The organism is Streptomyces sp. NPDC034084 (assembly GCF_055575535.1).
The window spans coordinates 82,129-103,628 of sequence record NZ_JBVISK010000007.1 but is presented as its reverse complement, the minus strand read 5'-3'; the positions used below and the strand labels follow the sequence as shown (position 1 = coordinate 103,628).

General features: G+C 72.5%; 18 protein-coding genes. 17 read left to right on the top strand and 1 reads right to left on the bottom strand.

Annotation, left to right across the window (positions count from 1 at the left end; all coding sequences use genetic code 11):
- Positions 1-62 precede the first annotated feature (62 nt).
- The 13 genes from ACZ51I_RS25260 (at position 63) to ACZ51I_RS25200 (ending at position 15,988) form a co-directional block, all read left to right on the top strand.
- On the top strand, positions 63-1,040 hold the full coding sequence (locus ACZ51I_RS25260) for an aspartate carbamoyltransferase catalytic subunit (RefSeq protein ID WP_468879873.1): 978 nt from the start codon (positions 63-65) through the stop codon (positions 1,038-1,040).
- Between the two features lie 2 nt (positions 1,041-1,042).
- A complete protein-coding gene (locus tag ACZ51I_RS25255; RefSeq protein WP_468879870.1) occupies positions 1,043-2,329 on the top strand; it encodes a dihydroorotase in 1,287 nt (428 codons plus the stop codon).
- The gene (locus ACZ51I_RS25250; RefSeq protein WP_468879867.1) at positions 2,326-2,907 is read left to right on the top strand and encodes a PH-like domain-containing protein; all 582 of its coding nucleotides are present in this window, start codon (positions 2,326-2,328) and stop codon (positions 2,905-2,907) included. Before ACZ51I_RS25255 ends, ACZ51I_RS25250 begins: the two co-directional genes overlap by 4 nt.
- On the top strand, positions 2,904-4,046 hold the full coding sequence (carA, locus tag ACZ51I_RS25245) for a glutamine-hydrolyzing carbamoyl-phosphate synthase small subunit (RefSeq protein WP_468879866.1): 1,143 nt from the start codon (positions 2,904-2,906) through the stop codon (positions 4,044-4,046). Before ACZ51I_RS25250 ends, carA begins: the two co-directional genes overlap by 4 nt.
- Complete coding sequence (gene carB / locus ACZ51I_RS25240) at positions 4,039-7,347, top strand: carbamoyl-phosphate synthase large subunit (RefSeq protein WP_468879864.1); 3,309 nt, start codon at positions 4,039-4,041, stop codon at positions 7,345-7,347. The genes carA and carB overlap by 8 nt, the downstream gene beginning before the upstream one ends.
- Before the next feature lie 77 nt (positions 7,348-7,424).
- The gene (locus tag ACZ51I_RS25235; RefSeq protein ID WP_468879862.1) at positions 7,425-8,534 is read left to right on the top strand and encodes a quinone-dependent dihydroorotate dehydrogenase; all 1,110 of its coding nucleotides are present in this window, start codon (positions 7,425-7,427) and stop codon (positions 8,532-8,534) included.
- Positions 8,531-9,367, top strand: coding sequence for an orotidine-5'-phosphate decarboxylase (gene pyrF / locus ACZ51I_RS25230; protein WP_468879859.1), 837 nt, complete (start codon positions 8,531-8,533; stop codon positions 9,365-9,367). The genes ACZ51I_RS25235 and pyrF overlap by 4 nt, the downstream gene beginning before the upstream one ends.
- 297 nt (positions 9,368-9,664) lie before the next feature.
- Positions 9,665-9,988, top strand: coding sequence for an integration host factor (locus tag ACZ51I_RS25225; protein WP_030693098.1), 324 nt, complete (start codon positions 9,665-9,667; stop codon positions 9,986-9,988).
- Between the two features lie 73 nt (positions 9,989-10,061).
- Positions 10,062-10,625 (top strand): guanylate kinase, encoded by a 564-nt coding sequence (gmk, locus tag ACZ51I_RS25220; RefSeq protein WP_468879855.1) that lies wholly within the window; start codon positions 10,062-10,064, stop codon positions 10,623-10,625.
- Between the two features lie 28 nt (positions 10,626-10,653).
- Entirely contained in the window at positions 10,654-10,926 is a 273-nt protein-coding gene (gene rpoZ, locus ACZ51I_RS25215) for a DNA-directed RNA polymerase subunit omega (RefSeq protein WP_005319902.1), read from the top strand.
- Positions 10,927-11,049: 123 nt separating this feature from the next.
- On the top strand, positions 11,050-12,261 hold the full coding sequence (gene coaBC / locus ACZ51I_RS25210) for a bifunctional phosphopantothenoylcysteine decarboxylase/phosphopantothenate--cysteine ligase CoaBC (RefSeq protein WP_468879852.1): 1,212 nt from the start codon (positions 11,050-11,052) through the stop codon (positions 12,259-12,261).
- Positions 12,262-12,540: 279 nt separating this feature from the next.
- Positions 12,541-13,764, top strand: coding sequence for a methionine adenosyltransferase (gene metK, locus ACZ51I_RS25205; protein WP_468879850.1), 1,224 nt, complete (start codon positions 12,541-12,543; stop codon positions 13,762-13,764).
- Positions 13,765-13,858: 94 nt separating this feature from the next.
- Positions 13,859-15,988 (top strand): primosomal protein N', encoded by a 2,130-nt coding sequence (locus ACZ51I_RS25200; protein WP_468879847.1) that lies wholly within the window; start codon positions 13,859-13,861, stop codon positions 15,986-15,988.
- A gap of 72 nt (positions 15,989-16,060) precedes the next feature.
- Here ACZ51I_RS25200 and ACZ51I_RS25195 read toward each other — a convergent pair whose 3' ends face one another.
- Entirely contained in the window at positions 16,061-16,579 is a 519-nt protein-coding gene (locus ACZ51I_RS25195; protein ID WP_468879844.1) for a hypothetical protein, read from the bottom strand.
- Positions 16,580-16,980: 401 nt separating this feature from the next.
- On the opposite strand from ACZ51I_RS25195, the gene fmt reads away from it, so the two are divergent.
- The 4 genes from fmt to ACZ51I_RS25175 all read left to right on the top strand — a co-directional run bounded on the left by fmt (position 16,981) and on the right by ACZ51I_RS25175 (position 21,496).
- The gene (gene fmt, locus ACZ51I_RS25190) at positions 16,981-17,913 is read left to right on the top strand and encodes a methionyl-tRNA formyltransferase (protein ID WP_468879842.1); all 933 of its coding nucleotides are present in this window, start codon (positions 16,981-16,983) and stop codon (positions 17,911-17,913) included.
- A gap of 166 nt (positions 17,914-18,079) precedes the next feature.
- Positions 18,080-19,492: an RsmB/NOP family class I SAM-dependent RNA methyltransferase gene (locus ACZ51I_RS25185; RefSeq protein ID WP_468879840.1), complete on the top strand. Its 1,413-nt coding sequence runs from the start codon at positions 18,080-18,082 to the stop codon at positions 19,490-19,492.
- A 149-nt stretch (positions 19,493-19,641) separates the two neighbouring features.
- The gene (gene rpe / locus ACZ51I_RS25180) at positions 19,642-20,325 is read left to right on the top strand and encodes a ribulose-phosphate 3-epimerase (protein WP_041128223.1); all 684 of its coding nucleotides are present in this window, start codon (positions 19,642-19,644) and stop codon (positions 20,323-20,325) included.
- Positions 20,326-20,446: 121 nt separating this feature from the next.
- Positions 20,447-21,496, top strand: coding sequence for a sugar-binding transcriptional regulator (locus ACZ51I_RS25175; protein WP_468879837.1), 1,050 nt, complete (start codon positions 20,447-20,449; stop codon positions 21,494-21,496).
- The last annotated feature ends 4 nt before the right edge of the window (positions 21,497-21,500 follow it).

Here is a 21,500-nt window from a genome sequence, read left to right as displayed (position 1 = left end):
CCGGGGCACACTCCTGCGCCCCCGCATGCCCGCACACCTCCCCACCACGGAGAGACACCCCGATGATGCGTCACCTCATCTCGGCCGCCGACCTCACCCGCGACGACGCCGTCCAGATCCTCGACACCGCAGAGGAGATGGCCCGGGTGGCCGACCGGCCCATCAAGAAGCTGCCGACCCTGCGAGGCCGGACCATCTGCAACCTCTTCTTCGAGGACTCCACCCGGACCCGGATCTCCTTCGAGGCCGCCGAGAAGCGCCTCTCCGCCGACGTGATCAACTTCGCGGCCAAGGGCTCCAGCGTCTCCAAGGGAGAGTCCCTCAAGGACACCGCGCAGACCCTGGAGGCCATGGGCGTCGACGCGGTCGTCATCCGGCACGGCGCCTCCGGAGCCCCCTACCGGCTCGCCACCTCCGGCTGGATCGACGCCCCCGTCATCAACGCCGGCGACGGCACCCACCAGCACCCCACCCAGGCCCTCCTGGACGCCTTCACCATGCGCCGCCGCCTCGTCGGCCGCGACGCCGGCCTCGGCCAGGACCTCGCCGGCAAGCGCATCACGCTCGTGGGCGACGTCCTGCACAGCCGGGTCGCCCGCTCCAACGTCGACCTGCTCCACACCCTCGGCGCCGAGGTCACCCTCGTGGCCCCGCCCACCCTGGTCCCCGTCGGCGTCGAGACCTGGCCCTGCGACGTCTCGTACGGCCTCGACAGCGTGCTGCCGAAGTCCGACGCGGTGATGATGCTGCGTGTGCAGCGCGAGCGGATGAACGCCGCCTTCTTCCCGACCGAGCGCGAGTACTCGCGCCGCTACGGGCTCGACGGCGAGCGGATGGCGAAGATGCCCGAGCACGCCATCGTCATGCACCCCGGCCCCATGGTCCGCGGCATGGAGATCACCGCCGAGGTCGCCGACTCCGACCGCTGCACGGTCGTCGAGCAGGTCGCCAACGGCGTCTCCGTCCGGATGGCCGTCCTCTACCTGCTTCTCGGCGGCAACGAGTCCGCCGCCCCCGCCCGTACCGAGGAGAACAAGTAACCATGAGCAAGATCCTTATCCGCGGTGCGAAGGTCCTCGGCGGCGACGTCCAGGACGTCCTCATCGACGGCGAGACCATCACCGAGGTCGGTACGGGCCTCTCCGCCGAGGGCGCGACCGTCATCGACGCCGAGGGCCAGATCCTGCTGCCCGGCCTCGTCGACCTCCACACCCACCTGCGCGAGCCCGGCCGCGAGGACTCCGAGACCGTCCTCACCGGCACCCGCGCCGCCGCGTCCGGCGGCTACACCGCCGTCTTCGCCATGGCCAACACCCACCCCGTCGCCGACACCGCCGGCGTCGTCGAGCAGGTCTACCGGCTCGGCAAGGAGTCCGGCTACTGCGACGTGCAGCCCATCGGCGCCGTCACCGTCGGCCTGGAGGGCAAGAAGCTCGCCGAGCTCGGCGCCATGCACGACTCCGCCGCCGGCGTCACCGTCTTCTCCGACGACGGCAAGTGCGTCGACGACGCCGTGATCATGCGCCGCGCCCTGGAGTACGTGAAGGCCTTCGGCGGCGTCGTCGCCCAGCACGCCCAGGAGCCCCGCCTCACGGAGGGCGCCCAGATGAACGAGGGCGTCGTCTCCGCCGAGCTCGGCCTCGGCGGCTGGCCCGCCGTCGCCGAGGAGTCGATCATCGCCCGCGACGTCCTCCTCGCCGAGCACGTCGGCTCCCGCGTCCACATCTGCCACCTCTCCACCGCCGGCTCCGTCGAGATCGTCCGCTGGGCCAAGTCCCGCGGCATCGACGTCACCGCCGAGGTCACCCCGCACCACCTCCTCCTCACGGACGAGCTGGTCCGCTCGTACAACCCGGTGTACAAGGTCAACCCGCCGCTGCGCACCGAGAAGGACGTCCTCGCCCTCCGCGAGGCGCTGGCCGACGGCACGATCGACATCGTCGCCACCGACCACGCCCCGCACCCGCACGAGGACAAGGACTGCGAGTGGGCCGCCGCCGCCATGGGCATGGTCGGCCTGGAGACCGCCCTCTCCGTCGTCCAGCAGACGATGGTCGAGACCGGCCTCCTCGACTGGGCCGGCGTCGCCGAGCGGATGTCCTTCGCGCCCGCCCGCATCGGCCGGGCGAAGGGACACGGACGACCCGTCTCGGCAGGTGAGCCCGCGAACCTGACGCTGGTCGATCCGGCTTACCGTGGTGTCGTGGACCCCGCGGACTTCGCCTCCCGCAGCCGCAACACCCCCTACGAGGGCCGCGAGCTGCCGGGACGCGTCACCCACACCTTCCTGCGGGGCCGGGCAACGGTCGTGGACGGGAAGCTGGCGTGACACCACTCATCGCAATCGCCGCAGAGGCCGCCGAGCAGAAATCGGCGGAGGTGACCGACTGGGCCGGGCGGCTCGGCTGGGTCGCCGGACTGCTGCTCTTCGTCGCCTTCGTGTACTGGCTCATGCGCCAGGGCTGGAAGTGGCGCGGCAGTCTCCAGTCGGACCTGCCCGAGCTCCCCACCGCGCCGGAGACCACCGGTGAGACGAGACTGACTCTCAGCGGGCGCTACCACGGGTCCACGACCGCCGGGCAATGGCTCGACCGGATCGTCGCCCACGGCCTCGGCGCCCGCAGCCGCGCCGAGCTCACGCTCACCGACGCCGGGATCGACGTCGTGCGCCCCGGGGCGAACGACTTCTTCGTGCCGACCGCCGCCCTGCGCGAGGCCCGCCTCGACAAGGGCATCGCCGGCAAGGTCCTCGCCGAAGGCGGGCTCCTGATCATCACCTGGGAGCACGGCGGCAAGCGGATCGACTCCGGCTTCCGCTCCGACCGCGCGGCCGAGCACACGGCCTGGGTCGAGGCCATCAACTCCATGAACGCCGTAACCACCACGACGGAAGGCATCGCACGATGACGACCTCCACCAGGGGAGCCGCCAAGGCTCCCGCCGTACTCGTCCTGGAGGACGGCCGCGCCTTCCGCGGCCGCGCCTACGGGGCCGTGGGGGAGACCTTCGGCGAGGCCGTGTTCTCCACCGGCATGACCGGCTACCAGGAGACCCTCACCGACCCGTCCTACCACCGCCAGGTCGTGGTCATGACCGCCCCGCACGTCGGCAACACCGGCGTCAACGACGAGGACCCCGAGTCCGGCCGCATCTGGGTCGCCGGCTACGTCGTCCGCGACCCCGCCCGCGTCTCCTCCAACTGGCGCTCCCAGCGCTCGCTGGACGAGGAGCTGGAGCGCCAGGGAGTCGTCGGCATCTCCGGCATCGACACCCGCGCCCTCACCCGCCACCTGCGCGAGCGCGGCGCCATGCGCGTCGGCATCTTCTCCGGCGAGGCGCTGGCCGACGAGGCCGCCCTCCTCGCCAAGGTCAAGGCGCAGCCCCAGATGAAGGGCGCGGACCTCTCCGCCGAGGTCGCCACGAAGGAGACGTACGTCGTCCCGGCGATCGGCGAGAAGAAGTTCACCGTCGCCGCCGTCGACCTCGGCATCAAGGGCATGACCCCGCACCGGATGGCCGAGCGCGGCATCGAGGTGCACGTGCTGCCCGCCACCGCCACCGTCGAGGACGTCTACGCGGTCTCCCCGGACGGCGTGTTCTTCTCGAACGGCCCCGGCGACCCGGCCACCGCCGACCACGCCGTCTCCGTCATGCGGGGCGTCCTGGAGCGCAAGACCCCGCTCTTCGGCATCTGCTTCGGCAACCAGATCCTCGGCCGCTCGCTCGGCTTCGGCACCTACAAGCTGAAGTACGGCCACCGGGGCATCAACCAGCCCGTCCAGGACCGCACCACCGGCAAGGTCGAGGTCACCGCGCACAACCACGGCTTCGCCGTCGACGCGCCCCTCGACAAGGTCTCCGACACCCCCTACGGGCGTGCCGAGGTCTCCCACGTCTGCCTGAACGACAACGTCGTGGAAGGCCTCCAGCTGCTCGACCAGCCGGCCTTCTCCGTCCAGTACCACCCCGAGGCGGCCGCGGGCCCGCACGACGCCGCGTACCTCTTCGACCGTTTCGTATCCCTGATGGAGGCCGAGCGTGCCTAAGCGCACCGATATCCAGTCCGTCCTGGTCATCGGCTCCGGCCCGATCGTCATCGGCCAGGCCGCCGAGTTCGACTACTCCGGCACCCAGGCCTGCCGCATCCTCAAGGCCGAGGGCCTGCGGGTCATCCTGGTGAACTCCAACCCGGCGACGATCATGACCGACCCGGAGATCGCCGACGCCACGTACGTCGAGCCGATCACCCCCGAGTTCGTCGAGAAGATCATCGCCAAGGAGCGCCCCGACGCCCTCCTGCCCACGCTCGGCGGCCAGACCGCGCTCAACACCGCGATCTCCATGCACGAGCAGGGCGTCCTCGAGAAGTACGGCGTCGAGCTCATCGGCGCCAACGTCGAGGCCATCCACAAGGGCGAGGACCGCGACCTCTTCAAGGGCGTCGTCGAGGCCGTCAAGGGCAAGATCGGATACGGCGAGTCCGCCCGCTCCGTCATCTGCCACTCCATGGACGACGTCCTCCAGGGCGTCGAGACGCTCGGCGGCTACCCCGTCGTCGTCCGCCCCTCCTTCACCATGGGCGGCGCCGGCTCCGGCTTCGCCCACGACGAGGAGGAGCTGCGCCGCATCGCCGGCCAGGGCCTCACGCTCTCCCCGACCACCGAGGTGCTCCTGGAGGAGTCCATCCTCGGCTGGAAGGAGTACGAGCTGGAGCTCATGCGCGACAAGAACGACAACGTCGTGGTCGTCTGCTCCATCGAGAACTTCGACCCGATGGGCGTCCACACCGGCGACTCGATCACCGTCGCCCCGTCGATGACGCTCACCGACCGCGAGTACCAGCGGCTGCGCGACATCGGCATCGCGATCATCCGCGAGGTCGGCGTCGACACCGGCGGCTGCAACATCCAGTTCGCCGTCAACCCGGACGACGGCCGGATCATCGTCATCGAGATGAACCCGCGCGTCTCCCGCTCCTCGGCGCTCGCCTCCAAGGCGACCGGTTTCCCGATCGCCAAGATCGCGGCCCGTCTCGCCGTCGGCTACACGCTGGACGAGATCCCGAACGACATCACGGAGAAGACCCCGGCGTCCTTCGAGCCCACGCTCGACTACGTCGTCGTCAAGGCCCCGCGCTTCGCCTTCGAGAAGTTCCCGCAGGCCGACTCCACCCTCACCACCACCATGAAGTCGGTCGGCGAGGCCATGGCCATCGGCCGCAACTTCACCGAGGCGCTCCAGAAGGCCCTGCGCTCCCTGGAGAAGAAGGGCTCGCAGTTCACCTTCGTCGGTGAGCCCGGCGACAAGGCCGAGCTGCTGCGCGAGTCGGTCCGCCCGACCGACGGCCGCATCAACACCGTCATGCAGGCCATCCGCGCCGGCGCCACCCCGCAGGAGGTCTTCGACGCCACGAAGATCGACCCGTGGTTCGTCGACCAGCTCTTCCTGATCAAGGAGATCGCCGACGAGCTGGCCGCCGCCGAGAAGCTCCACCCCGAGCTGCTCGCCGAGGCCAAGCGCCACGGCTTCTCCGACGCCCAGATCGCGGACATCCGCGGCCTGCGCGAGGACGTCGTCCGCGAGGTCCGGCACGCCCTCGGCGTCCGCCCGGTCTACAAGACGGTCGACACCTGCGCCGCCGAGTTCGCCGCCAAGACCCCGTACTTCTACTCGTCCTACGACGAGGAGAGCGAGGTCGCCCCGCGCGAGAAGCCCGCGGTGATCATCCTGGGCTCCGGCCCGAACCGCATCGGCCAGGGCATCGAGTTCGACTACTCCTGCGTCCACGCCTCCTTCGCCCTGAGCGACGCGGGCTACGAGACCGTGATGGTCAACTGCAACCCGGAGACCGTCTCGACGGACTACGACACCTCCGACCGCCTGTACTTCGAGCCGCTGACCCTCGAAGACGTCCTCGAGATCGTCCACGCCGAGACCCTCGCCGGCCCCGTCGCCGGTGTCGTCGTCCAGCTCGGCGGCCAGACCCCGCTGGGCCTCGCCCAGGCGCTCAAGGACAACGGCGTGCCGGTCGTCGGCACCTCCCCGGAGGCCATCCACGCCGCCGAGGACCGCGGCGCCTTCGGCCGCGTCCTCGCCGAGGCCGGGCTCCCCGCGCCGAAGCACGGCACCGCCACCACCTTCGCCGGCGCCAAGGCCATCGCCGACGAGATCGGCTACCCCGTCCTCGTACGCCCCTCGTACGTGCTCGGCGGCCGCGGCATGGAGATCGTGTACGACGAGGCCCGCCTGGAGTCGTACATCGCCGAGTCCACCGAGATCAGCCCCACCCGGCCGGTCCTGGTCGACCGCTTCCTCGACGACGCCATCGAGATCGACGTCGACGCGCTCTACGACGGCGAGGAGCTCTACCTCGGCGGCGTCATGGAGCACATCGAGGAGGCCGGCATCCACTCCGGCGACTCGGCCTGCGCCCTGCCCCCGATCACCCTCGGCGGCTTCGACATCAAGCGGCTGCGCGCCTCCACCGAGGCCATCGCCAAGGGCGTCGGCGTCCGGGGCCTGATCAACATCCAGTTCGCCATGGCCGGCGACATCCTCTACGTCCTGGAGGCCAACCCGCGCGCCTCCCGGACCGTCCCCTTCACCTCGAAGGCGACCGCCGTCCCGCTCGCGAAGGCCGCCGCCCGCATCTCGCTCGGCGCCACCATCGCCGAGCTGCGCGCCGAGGGCCTGCTGCCGAAGAACGGCGACGGCGGCACCCTGCCGCTCGACGCGCCGATCTCCGTCAAGGAGGCCGTGATGCCGTGGTCGCGCTTCCGCGACGTGCACGGCCGCGGGGTCGACACCGTCCTCGGCCCGGAGATGCGCTCCACCGGCGAGGTCATGGGCATCGACGCGGTCTTCGGCACGGCCTACGCCAAGTCGCAGGCCGGCGCCTACGGCCCGCTGCCCACCAAGGGCCGCGCGTTCATCTCGGTCGCCAACCGCGACAAGCGCTCGATGATCTTCCCGGCCCGCGAGCTGGTCGCCCACGGCTTCGAGCTGCTCGCCACCTCCGGCACCGCCGAGGTCCTCAAGCGGAACGGCATCAACGCCACGGTCGTCCGCAAGCTCAGCGAGGGCGAGGGCCCGAACGGCGAGAAGACCATCGTCCAGCTCATCCACGACGGCCAGGTCGACCTGATCGTCAACACCCCGTACGGCACCGGCGGCCGCCTCGACGGCTACGAGATCCGTACGGCCGCGGTGGCGCGCAGCGTCCCGTGCCTCACCACGGTCCAGGCGCTCGCCGCGGCCGTCCAGGGCATCGAGGCGCTCGGCCACGGCGACGTGGGCGTCCGCTCGCTCCAGGAGCACGCGGAGCACCTGACCGCGGCCCGCGACTAGCAGCCCGTACGAGGAGGGGGACACCGGCAGGACCTGCGGTGTCCCCCTCGTCATGAGCAGACCTGGACCCCCAGCACATGTACAAGTTCTTCTTCCACCTGGTCTTCAAGCGCATGGATCCCGAGCAGGCCCACCACATGGCCTTCCGCTGGATCCGGCTCGCGGCCCGCACCCCCGTCCTGCGCACTCTGGTCGCCGCCGTCCTCGCCCCCCGCCACAAGTCGCTGCGCGTCGAGGCCATGGGCCTTCGCATGCACGGCCCCTTCGGGCTCGCCGCCGGCTTCGACAAGAACGCCGTCGCCATCGACGGCATGTCGATGCTCGGCTTCGACCACGTCGAGATCGGCACCGTCACCGGCGAGGCCCAGCCCGGCAATCCCAAGAAGCGCCTCTTCCGGCTGGTCCCGGACCGCGCCCTGATCAACCGCATGGGCTTCAACAACGAGGGCTCCGCCGCCGTCGCCGCCCGCCTCGCCGCCCGCAACCCCGTCTTCCGGACGGTCGTCGGCGTCAACATCGGCAAGACCAAGGTCGTCCCCGAGGCCGAGGCCGCCGCCGACTACGTGAAGTCCACCGAGCGCCTCGCGGCCCACGCCGACTACCTCGTCGTCAACGTCTCCTCACCGAACACCCCCGGCCTGCGCAACCTCCAGGCCACCGAGTCCCTGCGCCCGCTCCTCACGGCCGTCCGCGAGGCGGCCGACCGCACGGTCACCGGCCGCCGGGTCCCCCTCCTGGTCAAGATCGCCCCCGACCTGGCCGACGAGGACGTCGACGCGGTCGCCGACCTCGCCCTGGAGCTGGGTCTCGACGGCATCATCGCCACCAACACCACCATCGCGCGCGAGGGCCTCGGCCTGAAGTCCGACCCCGCGCTGGTCGAGGAGACCGGCGGCCTGTCGGGCGCGCCCGTCAAGGAGCGCTCCCTGGCCGTGCTGCGCCGCCTCCACGCGCGCGTGGGCGACCGCCTGGTCCTCGTCGGCGTCGGCGGCATCGAGAACGCCGAGGACGCCTGGCAGCGCATCCTCGCCGGCGCCACCCTCGTCCAGGGCTACAGCGCCTTCATCTACGAGGGTCCGTTCTACGCCCGCGCGATCCACAAGGGCCTCGCGGCGCGCCTCGCGGCCTCCCCGTACGCCACCCTCGCCGAGGCCGTCGGCGCCGACAACCGAAAGGCCACCCCGTGACCCTCTCCTTCGGCACCCGCCTGCGCACCGCCATGGACGAGCGCGGTCCGCTCTGCGTCGGCATCGACCCGCATGCCGCCCTGCTCGACTCCTGGGGCCTGAGCGACGACATCGGCGGCCTGGAGCGCTTCACCTTCACCGTCGTCGAGGCCCTCGCCGAGACCGTGGCCGTCTTCAAGCCGCAGTCCGCCTTCTTCGAGCGCTTCGGCTCGCGCGGCATCGCCGTCCTGGAGCGCGCCACCGCCGATCTGCGCGCGGCCGGCGGCCTGGTCGTCATGGACGCCAAGCGCGGCGACATCGGCTCCACCATGGCCGCCTACGCGGAGACCTTCCTGCGCAAGGACTCCCCGCTCTTCTCCGACGCGCTCACCGTCTCGCCGTACCTCGGCTACGGCGCCCTGAAGCCGGCCGTCGACCTGGCCCGGGAGTCGGGCGCCGGCCTCTTCGTGCTGGCCCTCACCTCCAACCCGGAGGGCGCGGAGGTCCAGCGCGCGGTCCGCGAGGACGGCCGCACGATCGGCGCGACCATGCTCGCCCATCTCGCCGAGGAGAACGCGGGGGAGACCCCGATGGGCTCCTTCGGCGCGGTCGTCGGCGCCACCCTCGGCGACCTGTCCTCCTTCGACCTGGACATCAACGGGCCGCTCCTCGCCCCCGGCATCGGCGCCCAGGGCGCGACCCCCGCCGACCTCCCGGCCGTCTTCGGCGCCGCGGTGCGCAACGTCGTCCCGAACGTCAGCCGGGGCGTCCTCAGGAACGGTCCGGACGCGGCCGCCCTGCGGGACTCGGCGCACCGGTACGCGGACGAGATCCGCGCGGCCGTCGCCGGCTGACCGGTCTCCCGGACAATCCGCAGGTCGGAGCCGACGGGGCCGCCGACGGTGAGCCGTCTCACTCCTTGACGAAAACTTGGCTCAAAACCGGGTCGATATGCCGGAAAAGTCCTGGTCAGTCGATGCTGACCAGGACTTTTCCGCTGTTCTCGCTGACTGGAGCGGCCCTGGCCGCTAGTCTCCGGGGCAGAGCAGGCGTTCAACGACCACACCGTTGATCGTTGCTCCACTGGTGTGGGGCGTCCAGGTTCCTCACCGGTCCGTATCCGACAGATCGACATCCGAGGTGACGTAGGCGTGGCTCTTCCGCCCCTTACCCCTGAACAGCGCGCAGCCGCGCTCGAAAAGGCCGCCGCGGCTCGCCGGGAGCGGGCCGAGGTCAAGAATCGACTCAAGCACTCCGGCGCCTCCCTCCACGAGGTCATCAAGAGCGGCCAGGAGAACGACGTCATCGGCAAGATGAAGGTCTCCGCCCTGCTCGAGTCGCTGCCCGGCGTCGGCAAGGTCCGCGCCAAGCAGATCATGGAGCGCCTCGGCATCTCCGAGAGCCGTCGTGTCCGTGGTCTCGGCTCCAACCAGATCGCCTCCCTGGAGCGCGAGTTCGGCAGCACCGGCGCCTGACCTTTCGGGACATATCCGGCATGTAGCCCTCCTCCCTGCGCAGGCAGGGGTGAACCACTGGAATAATCGCTGCATGGCAGCAGAGGTACGTCCGCGGCTGACCGTGCTCTCCGGCCCCTCAGGGGTCGGCAAGAGCACGGTCGTCGCTCATATGCGCAAGGTCCACCCCGAGGTCTGGCTCTCGGTGTCGGCAACGACCCGGAAGCCCCGCCCCGGCGAGAAGCACGGCGTCCACTACCACTTCGTCACGGACGACGAGTTCGACAAGCTGATCGCCAACGGTGAGCTCCTCGAGTGGGCCGAGTTCGCGGGCAACCGCTACGGCACCCCCCGCGGCGCCGTTCTGGAGCGCCTGGACTCCGGTGAGCCCGTGCTCCTGGAGATCGACCTCCAGGGCGCCCGCCAGGTCAAGGACTCCATGGCGGAGTCCCAGCTGGTCTTCCTCGCCCCGCCGAGCTGGGAGGAGCTGGTCCGCCGGCTCACCGGCCGCGGCACCGAGTCGCCCGAGGTCATCGCGCGCCGCCTGGAGGCCGCGAAGGTCGAACTGGCCGCCGAATCGGAGTTCGACACCACCCTCGTCAACACCTCCGTCGAGGACGTCGCACGCGAGCTGCTAACGTTGATGCACGTTGTCTGATCTTTTTTCCATCTTCGGAAGGTAGAGCGTGTCCTCTTCCATCACCGCGCCCGAGGGCATCATCAACCCGCCGATCGACGAGCTGCTCGAGGCCACTGACTCGAAGTACAGCCTCGTGATCTACGCGGCCAAGCGCGCGCGGCAGATCAACGCGTACTACTCCCAGCTCGGCGAGGGCCTGCTGGAGTACGTGGGTCCGCTTGTCGACACCCACGTCCACGAGAAGCCGCTCTCGATCGCCCTGCGCGAGATCAACGCGGGTCTGCTGACGTCCGAGGCCATCGAGGGCCCCGCGCAGTAAGCACGTAGCGCTTGTAACGCTTGTCACCACAGGCCCGGCGGAACATCCGCCGGGCCTGTGGTGTCTCATGGAGTCGTACGCAACCGAGCACCCATTCGAGCCTTCAGGGGAGCAGTGACAGTCGTGGCCAAGCCGAAGGTCGTCCTGGGCGTGAGCGGCGGCATCGCCGCCTACAAGGCCTGCGAGCTGCTCCGCCGGCTCACCGAGTCCGGCCACGACGTGCGCGTCGTCCCCACCGACTCCGCGCTGCACTTCGTCGGCGAGGCGACCTGGTCCGCACTCTCCGGGAACCCCGTCTCCACCGAGGTGTGGGAGTCCGTCCACGAGGTCCCGCACGTCCGCATCGGGCAGGCCGCCGACCTCGTCGTCGTCGCTCCCGCCACCGCCGACATGCTCGCCAAGGCCGCCCACGGCCTCGCGGACGACCTGCTCACCAACACGCTGCTCACCGCGCGCTGTCCGGTCGTCTTCGCCCCCGCCATGCACACCGAGATGTGGGAGCACCCGGCGACCCAGGAGAACGTGGCCACCCTGCGCCGCCGCGGCGCCGTCGTGATCGAGCCCGCCGTCGGCCGCCTCACCGGCGTCGACACCGGAAAGGGCCGGCTGCCCGAGCCCTCGGAGATCTTCGAGGTGTGCCGGAGGGTCCTCGCCCGCGGCGTCAGCGCCCCCGACCTCGCCGGCCGCCACGTCGTGGTCAGCGCCGGCGGCACCCGCGAGCCCCTCGACCCCGTCCGCTACCTCGGCAACCGCTCCTCCGGGAAGCAGGGCTACGCCCTCGCGAAGGCCGCCGCCGCCCGCGGCGCCCGGGTCACCCTCGTCGAGGCGAACACCGGCATCCCCGACCCGGCCGGGGTCGACGTGGTCCACGTCGGCACCGCCGTCCAGCTCCGCGAGGCCGTGCTCAAGGCCGCCGCCGACGCCGACGCGGTCGTGATGGCCGCCGCCGTCGCCGACTTCCGTCCGGCCGTCTACGCCCCCGGGAAGATCAAGAAGACGGACGACGGCGGCGCGCCGACGATCGAACTCGTCCGCAACCCCGACATCCTCGCCGAGCTGTCCGCCGACCGTGCCCTGCCCGGCCAGGTGGTCGTCGGTTTCGCCGCCGAGACCGACGACGTCCTCGCCCACGGGCGCGCGAAGCTCCGCCGCAAGGGTTGCGACCTGCTCGTCGTCAACGAGGTGGGGGAGCGCAAGACCTTCGGCTCCGAGGAGAACGAGGCCGTCGTCCTCGCCTCGGACGGCGCCGAGACCCCCGTACCGTACGGGCCGAAGGAAGCGCTCGCCGAGACCGTCTGGGACCTCGTCCTGCCGCGGCTGCGGTCCGCGACCTGACGCATCCCGCCCGCCCGCGCGGCGGAGGGCGACGTTGGCGCGAAGCCATTCCCCGGGGGGTGCGAAACACCGCCTCACGAGTGATTTGTGCCCCACCCGGGCGGGCAGGTCTGCCTTGCCGGAGGCCGGTTCCGCACGTCCACGGGCATTCGCCAGGCGAGACACCTGGTCCATTGCCCGACCACGACCGATAGACTGTTCGTGGAACGTCGCGGGGCGCAGCCCCCTGCCGGTCCGCGTCACGAGTAGCCAGCAGCCGCTGCAACCCCAGGGAGCGTTGTGTCCCGTCGTCTGTTCACCTCGGAGTCCGTCACCGAGGGGCACCCCGACAAGATCGCTGACCAGATCAGCGACACCATCCTCGACGCACTGCTGCGCGAGGACCCCACCTCGCGCGTCGCCGTCGAGACGCTGATCACCACCGGCCTGGTGCACGTCGCCGGTGAGGTGACCACCAAGGCGTGGGCGGACATCCCCACCCTCGTCCGCAACAAGATCCTCGAGATCGGGTACGACTCCTCGAAGAAGGGCTTCGACGGCGCCTCCTGCGGCGTGTCGGTGTCCATCGGGTCGCAGTCCCCGGACATCGCGCAGGGTGTCGACACGGCGTACGAGAAGCGTGTCGAGGGGTCCTCCCAGAGGGACGAGGACGACGAGCTGGACAAGCAGGGCGCCGGCGACCAGGGCCTGATGTTCGGCTACGCGTCGGACGAGACCCCCGAGCTGATGCCGCTGCCGATCCACATCGCGCACCGGCTCTCGCGTCGTCTCACCGAGGTCCGCAAGAACGGCACCATCCCGTACCTGCGCCCCGACGGCAAGACCCAGGTCACCATCGAGTACGACGGCGACAAGGCCGTCCGCCTCGACACGGTCGTGGTCTCCTCGCAGCACGCGTCCGACATCGACCTGGAGTCGCTGCTCGCGCCCGACATCCGCGAGTTCGTCGTCGAGCACGTGCTCAAGCAGCTCGTCGAGGACGGCATCAAGCTGGACACCGACGGCTACCGCCTGCTCGTGAACCCGACCGGCCGCTTCGAGATCGGCGGCCCGATGGGCGACGCGGGTCTCACCGGTCGCAAGATCATCATCGACACCTACGGCGGCATGGCCCGCCACGGCGGCGGCGCCTTCTCCGGCAAGGACCCGTCCAAGGTCGACCGCTCCGCCGCGTACGCCATGCGCTGGGTCGCCAAGAACGTCGTCGCCGCGGGCCTCGCCTCGCGCTGCGAGGTCCAGGTCGCCTACGCGATCGGCAAGGCCGAGCCCGTCGGTCTCTTCGTCGAGACCTTCGGCACCAACACCGTCGAGAACGAGAAGATCGAGAACGCCATCGGCGAGGTCTTCGACCTCCGCCCGGCCGCGATCATCCGCGACCTCGACCTGCTCCGCCCGATCTACTCCCAGACCGCCGCCTACGGCCACTTCGGCCGCGAGCTGCCGGACTTCACCTGGGAGCGCACCGACCGCGTCGACGCCCTGAAGCAGGCCGCCGGCCTGTAGCCCCGGGCCGCAGGCGACGGAAGCCCGGCACCCCGTGGGGGTGCCGGGCTTCCGCCATGTCCGGCTGTCGGTGACGTCTGGTAGGTATGGGGCTGTGAGCAGCGAGAACGAGAAGTCCGACGAGCCCGAGCAGCTCGCGCTCATCCGGGAGACCGTCCGGAAGGCGAAGGTGCCGCGGGCCAAGCCGCGCACCTGGCGGGGCGCCGCGCTGGCCAAGGAGCTGCCGGTGGCACGGGTCGTGGTGAACAAGGGGGCGCTCCACCTCGACCAGTTCTTCGACTACGCCGTGCCCGAGGAGCTGGACGCCGACGCCCGGCCCGGCGTGCGGGTGCGGGTCAGGTTCGGGGCGGGCGCCCACCAGGTCAAGAACGGCCGGCGCGAGGGCGGGCGGCTCATCGACGGCTTCCTCGTCGAGCGGCGGGCCACCTCCGACTACTCCGGGCCGCTGGCCGCGCTCGCCGGCGTCGTCTCGCCCGAGCCGGTGCTCGGACCCGAGCTGCTCGGCCTCGCCCGCGCCGTCGCCGACCGGTACGCGGGAAGCCTCGCCGACGTGCTCCAGCTCGCCGTGCCGCCGCGCAGCGCCAAGGCCGAGGGCCGGCCCTCGCCCGCGCCGCTGCCGCCGCCGAAGGCGCCGGAGCCGGGCAGCTGGACGCGGTACGAGCGCGGGCCCGCGTTCCTGGACTCCCTCGCGCGCGGCGGGGCGCCCAGGGCCGTCTGGAACGCGCTGCCGGGGCCGTACTGGGCGCAGGAGATCGCGCGGGCCGTCGCCGCCACCCTCGCCTCCGGGCGCGGCGCGCTCGTCGTCGTCCCCGACGGGCGGGCCGCCGGCCGGGTCGACGCGGCGCTGACCGAGATCCTGGGGGAGGGCCGGCACGCGCTGCTCACCGCCGAGGCGGGCCCCGAGAAGCGGTACGCGCAGTGGCTCGCCGTGCGGCGCGGTGCCGTCCGGGCCGTCGTCGGCACCCGGGCCGCGATGTTCGCCCCCGTACGGGACCTGGGCCTCGCCGTCATCTGGGACGACGGCGACGGCAGCCACAGCGAGCTCCACGCCCCGCAGCCCCACGCGCGCGAGGTGCTGCTCCTGCGCGCCGCCCACGACCGGTGCGCCTTCCTCCTCGGCTCCACCAGCTGCACCGTCGAGGCCGCCCAGCTCGTCGAGTCCGGATGGGCCCAGGCGCTGACCGCCGGCCGCGAGCAGGTCCGCACGGCCGCCCCCCTGATCCGGACCGTCGGCGACGGCGAACTCGCCCGCGACGAGGCCGCCCGCGCCGCCCGGCTGCCCTCGCTCGCCTGGCAGACCGTACGGGAGGGGCTCAAGACCGGGCCGGTGCTCGTGCAGGTGCCCCGCCGGGGGTACGTGCCCAGGCTGGCCTGCGAGCGCTGCCGCACGCCCGCCCGCTGCCGGCACTGCGCCGGGCCCCTGGAGGCCCCCGAGCAGCAGGAGCTGCGGTGCGGCTGGTGCGGGCGCGGCGCCCCCGACTGGTACTGCGTGGAGTGCGGATCGACCCGGCTGCGGGCCCAGGTGGTCGGCGCCCGGCGGACGGCGGAGGAGCTCGGCCGGGCCTTCCCCGCCGTCCCGGTGCGGACCTCCGGACGCGACCACGTCCTGGACAGCGTCCCCGGGCGCCCCGCGCTCGTCGTCTCCACGCCCGGCGCCGAACCCGTCGCCGAGGGCGGCTACGCGGCGGCGCTGCTCCTCGACGGCTGGGCCATGCTCGGCCGGCCCGACCTGCGCGCGGGCGAGGAGGCGCTGCGCCGCTGGATCGACGCCGCCTCGCTCGTCCGCGGCCAGGCCGAGGGCGGGACGGTCGTCGTGGTCGCCGAACCGACGCTCCGGCCCGTCCAGGCGCTCGTCCGCTGGGACCCCGTCGGGCACGCCCAGCGGGAGCTGGCCGAACGGGCAGAACTGGGCTTCCCACCGGTCTCCCGGATGGCCGCCGTGTCGGGGCCGCCGGAGGCCGTCGAGGGCTTCCTGGCAGCGGCCGGGCTCCCCGCCGACGCCGAGGTGCTGGGCCCGGTGCCGCTGCCCGTCGTCCGTCCCGGCGGGCCGCGCAGACCGGGCGACCCCCCGCCGGGCGAGCTGTGGGAGCGGGCCCTGGTCCGGGTCCCGCCGGGCAGCGGCGCGGCCCTGGCGGCCGCGCTCAAGCAGGCGCGGGCGGGACGCCTCGCGCGGGGCGGCGGGGATCCGGTGCGGATCCGCGTGGACCCGCCGGACATCGGCTGACGGACGCCCCCGACGCGCCTCGGCCGCCTGTCCCAGGGGGGCGGGCGGCCGAGGCGTGGGGTTGCGTCGGGGTCAGCCGTTGCGCGGGCCGGGGAAGGCCGGCGGGCGCGGGTCCTCGCGGAGCGCGGCGCTGCCCGAGGTGGGCTGCGGCGGCATCGAACGGGCGGCGGGAACCGAGGGGAGCGTACGGGTCACGCCCGGCTCCACCGCGTGGTCCTGGTCAACGGCCGCGCCCGCCTGGGGGGCGCGCCGGGCGCCGTACCGGCGGTGGACGGCCTGCTTGGTGACACCGAGCGCGGAACCCACCGCGTCCCAGGAGAACCCGAGCGAGCGGTCGAAGTCGACCGCCGCGGTCACGAGGGTCTCGACACTGTCCCGCAGCTCCTGGGCGAGACGTACGGTCGGGGCGGGCGCGCGCCCGTAGACGACGAAGCCCGTCGACGGGCCGGAGCGGCGAGGGCGGTAGACATTGCCCAGCTGCGCCGTGAGTGTGCGCAGTGCGTCCACCTGCCGCCGGACCCGCTCGATGTCCCGCACCAACAGATGCAGACTTGCCCGGGCTTGGGCGTCGTGGGTTGCGTGGTCGGCCATGTGAAAGCCTCTCGAACCGGCGTGTAAGGGGGAGGGCCGCAGGGGGGAACAGCGACCCCATTCGGTCAATCTCTCTTGACCAACGCGCCACCGGGAGTTGGGTCACGCTGCGGGGGCGTACACGCATATGCGCGGGGCGCTCATCCCTCCGTACGCCCCCTGGGGGGCGTCGTGCGGGCCGGGCCGGGCTCCCGACGCCCTGCGGCCCCGTCTCCCGCGTTGTCGTCCCTCGCCATGGCTCCGCCACGCCTCCCTCCTCCGCCTCGGATCCGCGGGCCCCAGGACGCCGCTCGCTGATCCGGCCCGGCCCGCCCGTCGCCCCCTTCCTCGCAGGGCGCATCAGGGCGCATAGACTGGTGCGCTGCCCGCAACGCCCCCGGAGAGACAGGCAGTCGCCACCCATGAAGCTCGTCTTCGCAGGCACCCCCGAGGTCGCCGTTCCCGCCCTGGACGCCCTGCTCGCCTCCGGGCGGCACGAGGTGGCCGCCGTGGTCACCCGGCCGGACGCCCCGGCGGGGCGTGGCCGGCGGCTCGTCGCCAGCCCGGTGGCCCAGCGGGCGGAGGAGGCCGGGATCGAGGTCCTGAAGCCGGCCAGGCCGCGCGACGAGGAGTTCCTCGCCCGGCTGCGGGAGATCGCGCCGGACTGCTGCCCGGTCGTCGCGTACGGCGCGCTGCTGCCCAAGGCCGCGCTCGACATCCCCGCCCGCGGCTGGGTCAACCTGCACTTCTCGCTGCTGCCGGCCTGGCGGGGCGCGGCGCCCGTGCAGCACGCGCTGATGGCCGGCGACCAGGTGACGGGCGCGTCGACCTTCCTCATCGAGGAGGGTCTCGACTCGGGCCCGGTCTTCGGCGTCGTCACCGAGGACGTCCGCCCGACCGACACCAGCGGCGACCTGCTCACCCGGCTCGCCTTCGCGGGCGCCGGACTGCTCGCCGCGACCATGGACGGCATCGAGGACGGCACCCTCCAGGCCGTCCCGCAGCCGATCGAGGGCATCACCCTCGCCCCGAAGATCCAGGTCGAGGACGCCCACGTCGACTTCGCCGCCCCCGCCCTCCGGGTGGACCGCGTGGTCCGCGGCTGCACCCCGGCCCCCGGCGCCTGGACCGTCTTCCGCGGCGAACGCCTCAAGCTGATCCAGGTCACCCCCCTCCCGGACCGCACGGACCTGGCCCCGGGCGAGCTCGCGGTCGGCAAGAACAACGTGTACGCGGGCACCGGCTCGTACGCGGTCGAACTCCTCTGGGTCCAGCCGCAGGGCAAGAAGCCGATGAAGGCCGCCGACTGGGCCCGCGGCGTCCGCATCGCCCCGGGCGAGCGGCTGGGGGCGTAGCCGCTCGAGCTCGTCGCCTTCGAGGCGGACGGCGGCGGGCCGGAACCGGTCGCGTGCCTGATCGGGCAGAGGCCTGGCCTTGCGGGAGGGCCGTTTTCCGTAGGGGAGCCGGACGGACGTAGGCTGAGAGCGTTCGACCCTCTTCATTTCGTCACGCGGAGCACCTTTGAGCGAGCAGGCACGTCGCCGTCCCCACAAGCCCTACCGGCGGCCCCAGAAGGACCCCGTCCGGATGCTCGCCTTCGAGGCGTTGAGGGCGGTGGACGAGCGGGACGCCTACGCGAACCTGGTGCTGCCGCCGCTGCTGCGGAAGGCCCGCGAGAAGGGCGACTTCGACGGGCGCGACGCCGCGCTCGCGACCGAGCTCGTGTACGGGACGCTGCGCCGGCAGGGCACGTACGACGCGATCATCTCCGCCTGTGTCGACCGGCCGCTGCGCGAGGTCGACCCGCCCGTGCTCGACGTCCTCGCGCTCGGCGCCCATCAGCTCCTGGGCACCCGGATCCCGACCCACGCCGCCGTCTCCGCCAGCGTCGAGCTCGCCCGGGTGGTGCTCGGAGACGGCCGTGCCAAGTTCGTGAACGCCGTCCTGCGGAAGATCTCGCGGCAGGACCTCGACGCCTGGGTGGCACAGGTCGCCCCGCCGTACGACCAGGACGCCGAGGACCACCTCGCCGTCGTCCACTCCCACCCCCGCTGGGTCGTCTCGGCGCTCTGGGACTCCCTCGGCGGCGGCCGCGCCGGCATCGAGGACCTCCTGGAGGCCGACAACGAGCGCCCCGAGGTCACCCTCGTCGCCCGCCCCGGCCGCTCCACCACCGAGGAGCTGGCCGCGGCCACCGAGACCCTGCCGGGCCGCTGGTCGCCGTACGCCCTGCGGATGGCCGAGGGCGGCGAGCCCGGCGCCATCGAGGCCGTCAAGGAAGGCCGGGCCGGCGTCCAGGACGAGGGCAGCCAGCTCGTGGCGATCGCCCTCGCCAACGCGCCCCTGGAGGGCTCCGACACCCGCTGGCTCGACGGCTGCGCCGGTCCCGGCGGCAAGGCGGCCCTGCTCGGCGCCCTCGCGGCCGAGCGGGGCGCCTTCCTGCTCGCCTCCGAGAAGCAGCCGCACCGCGCCCGCCTCGTCGAGCGCGTCCTCGCCGGCAACCCCGGCCCCTACCAGGTCATCGCCGCCGACGGCACCCGCCCGCCGTGGCGCCCCGGCTCCTTCGACCGCGTCCTCATGGACGTGCCGTGCTCCGGCCTCGGCGCCCTGCGCCGCCGCCCCGAGGCACGGTGGCGCCGCCGCCCCGAGGACCTGGACGGCTTCGCCCCGCTCCAGCGCGCCCTGCTCACCGAGGCCCTGAGCGCCGTGCGCGTCGGCGGAGTCGTCGGCTACGCGACCTGCTCGCCGCACCTCGCCGAGACCCGGGTCGTCGTCGACGACGTCCTGAAGAAGGTGGGCGGCGCCGAACTGATCGACGCCCGCCCGCTGCTGCCCGGCGTCCCGGCGCTCGGCGACGGCCCGGACGTCCAGCTGTGGCCGCATCTGCACGGTACGGACGCCATGTACCTGGCGCTGCTGCGCCGGACCGCCTGACCTCCGGCGTCCGGCCCTTCGGTCACCTGACCGCAATCTCCCGGTCCGTCCAGGTCCCGTACTCGTCGCTTCGTACCGAAATTGGTCTGGACCGGAACCGAAACCGCTCAGCGGCAAAGAAGTACCCAAGAACGTGGGAGGCTTGGCACATGGCGCAGATCAACCCCAGCATCCTGTCCGCGGACTTCGCCCGGCTCGCCGATGAGGCGAAGGCCGTCGGCGGTGCCGACTGGCTGCACGTCGACGTGATGGACAACCACTTCGTGCCCAACCTGACGCTGGGCGTGCCGATCGTGGAGTCGCTCGCCCGCGCGACGGACACCCCGCTCGACTGCCACCTCATGATCGAGGACCCCGACCGCTGGGCCCCGCAGTACGTGGAGGCGGGCGCCGGCTCGGTGACCTTCCACGTCGAGGCGGCCGCCGCGCCGGTGCGGCTCGCGCGCGAGATCCGGGCCAAGGGCGCGCGCGCCTCGATGGCGCTCAAGCCGGCCACGCCCATCGAGCCGTACGAGGACCTGCTCCCCGAGCTCGACATGCTGCTCATCATGACCGTCGAGCCCGGCTTCGGCGGCCAGGCCTTCCTCGACATCATGCTGCCCAAGATCCGTCGTACCCGTGAGCTGATCTCCAAGCACGGTCTGGAGCTGTGGCTCCAGGTCGACGGCGGGGTCGCCGAGTCCACGATCGAGCGGTGCGCCGAGGCCGGCGCCGACGTCTTCGTCGCGGGCTCCGCGGTGTACGGAGCGGCGGACCCGGCCGCGGCCGTCGCCTCGCTCCGGGCCCGCGCGGAGGCCGCGACGGCCTCTGCCGCGTGGGCGTGTGGCCACTGAGCCTCCGGCGGATGAACGCGGTCCGTCGGGCCGCCGACAGGGCTGATCAAGGCCCGCCGGATCTGACAGGATGAACGGCGAGTCCAGAGTGTGAACGACAGCCGTACGTGAACAGCGGTACGTGAACAGCAGTGAGGAGATCGCGGTGGCGGGAATGTCGGCGGGACGGTCAGCCCTGCGGATGGGCCCCGCGGAGCTGGTGCAGGCGGCGGCCATGGCCCGCCGCTTCTACCTCGAGGGCAAGTCCAAGATCCAGATCGCTGAGGAGTTCGGCGTGAGCCGCTTCAAGGTGGCCCGGGTCCTGGAGACCGCCCTGGAGCGCGACCTCGTGCGGATCGAGATCCGTGTACCGGCCGAGCTGGACGCCGAGCGCTCCGACGCCCTCCGTGCCCGCTACGGGCTCCGCCACGCCGTCGTCGTCGAGTCCCCGGCGGAGAGCGACGAGGAGTCGCCCGACCCGGAGAACCTCGGCGAGGTCGCGGCCGACCTGCTCGGCGAGCTGGTCACGGAGGGAGACGTCCTCGGGCTCGCCTGGGGCCGCTCCACCATCCACATGGCGGCGGCCCTCGACCGGCTGCCGCCCTGCACCGTCGTCCAGCTCACCGGGGTGTACGACGCCGGGACCGCCGAACGCGGCTCGGTCGAGGCCGTGCGCCGCGCCGCCCAGGTGTCCGGCGGCGAGGCCCACCCCATCTACGCGCCCATGCTGCTGCCCGACCCGGCGACCGCGGCCGCGCTGCGCGGCCAGACCGGCATCGCGCGGGCCTTCGAGTACTTCGACAAGGTCACCGTCGCCTGCGTCTCCATCGGCTCCTGGGAGCCGGGCATCTCGACCGTCCACGACATGCTCTCCGACGACGAGCGCGCCCACTACGCCTCGCTCGGCGTCGCCGCCGAGATGTCCGCGCACCTCTTCGACTCCGAGGGGCGCCGGGTCGGCCGCGACCTGGGCGAGCGCTGCATCACCGTCGAGGCGGACCGGCTGCGCCGCATCCCGGAGGTCGTGGCGATCGCCGGCGGCCAGCGCAAGGCGGCGGCGATCGGCGCGGTGCTCCGCTCCGGCCTCGTCACCAGCCTGGTCACCGACCGCGCCGCGGCGGACTACCTGCTCACCGAGTCGACCCCCGGTACGCATCCGGCGCTGGACCGCAAGGACCCCGACGGCAGCTGAGAGC

Coding starts and splice junctions, on each gene's coding strand:
- ACZ51I_RS25235 (WP_468879862.1), top strand. CDS start 7,425: ATGTACAAGTTCTTCTTCCACCTGGTCTTCAAGCGCATGGATCCCGAG.
- rpe (WP_041128223.1), top strand. CDS start 19,642: ATGGCGCAGATCAACCCCAGCATCCTGTCCGCGGACTTCGCCCGGCTC.
- ACZ51I_RS25195 (WP_468879844.1), bottom strand. CDS start 16,579: ATGGCCGACCACGCAACCCACGACGCCCAAGCCCGGGCAAGTCTGCAT.
- fmt (WP_468879842.1), top strand. CDS start 16,981: ATGAAGCTCGTCTTCGCAGGCACCCCCGAGGTCGCCGTTCCCGCCCTG.
- gmk (WP_468879855.1), top strand. CDS start 10,062: ATGGCAGCAGAGGTACGTCCGCGGCTGACCGTGCTCTCCGGCCCCTCA.
- ACZ51I_RS25255 (WP_468879870.1), top strand. CDS start 1,043: ATGAGCAAGATCCTTATCCGCGGTGCGAAGGTCCTCGGCGGCGACGTC.
- carA (WP_468879866.1), top strand. CDS start 2,904: ATGACGACCTCCACCAGGGGAGCCGCCAAGGCTCCCGCCGTACTCGTC.
- ACZ51I_RS25260 (WP_468879873.1), top strand. CDS start 63: ATGATGCGTCACCTCATCTCGGCCGCCGACCTCACCCGCGACGACGCC.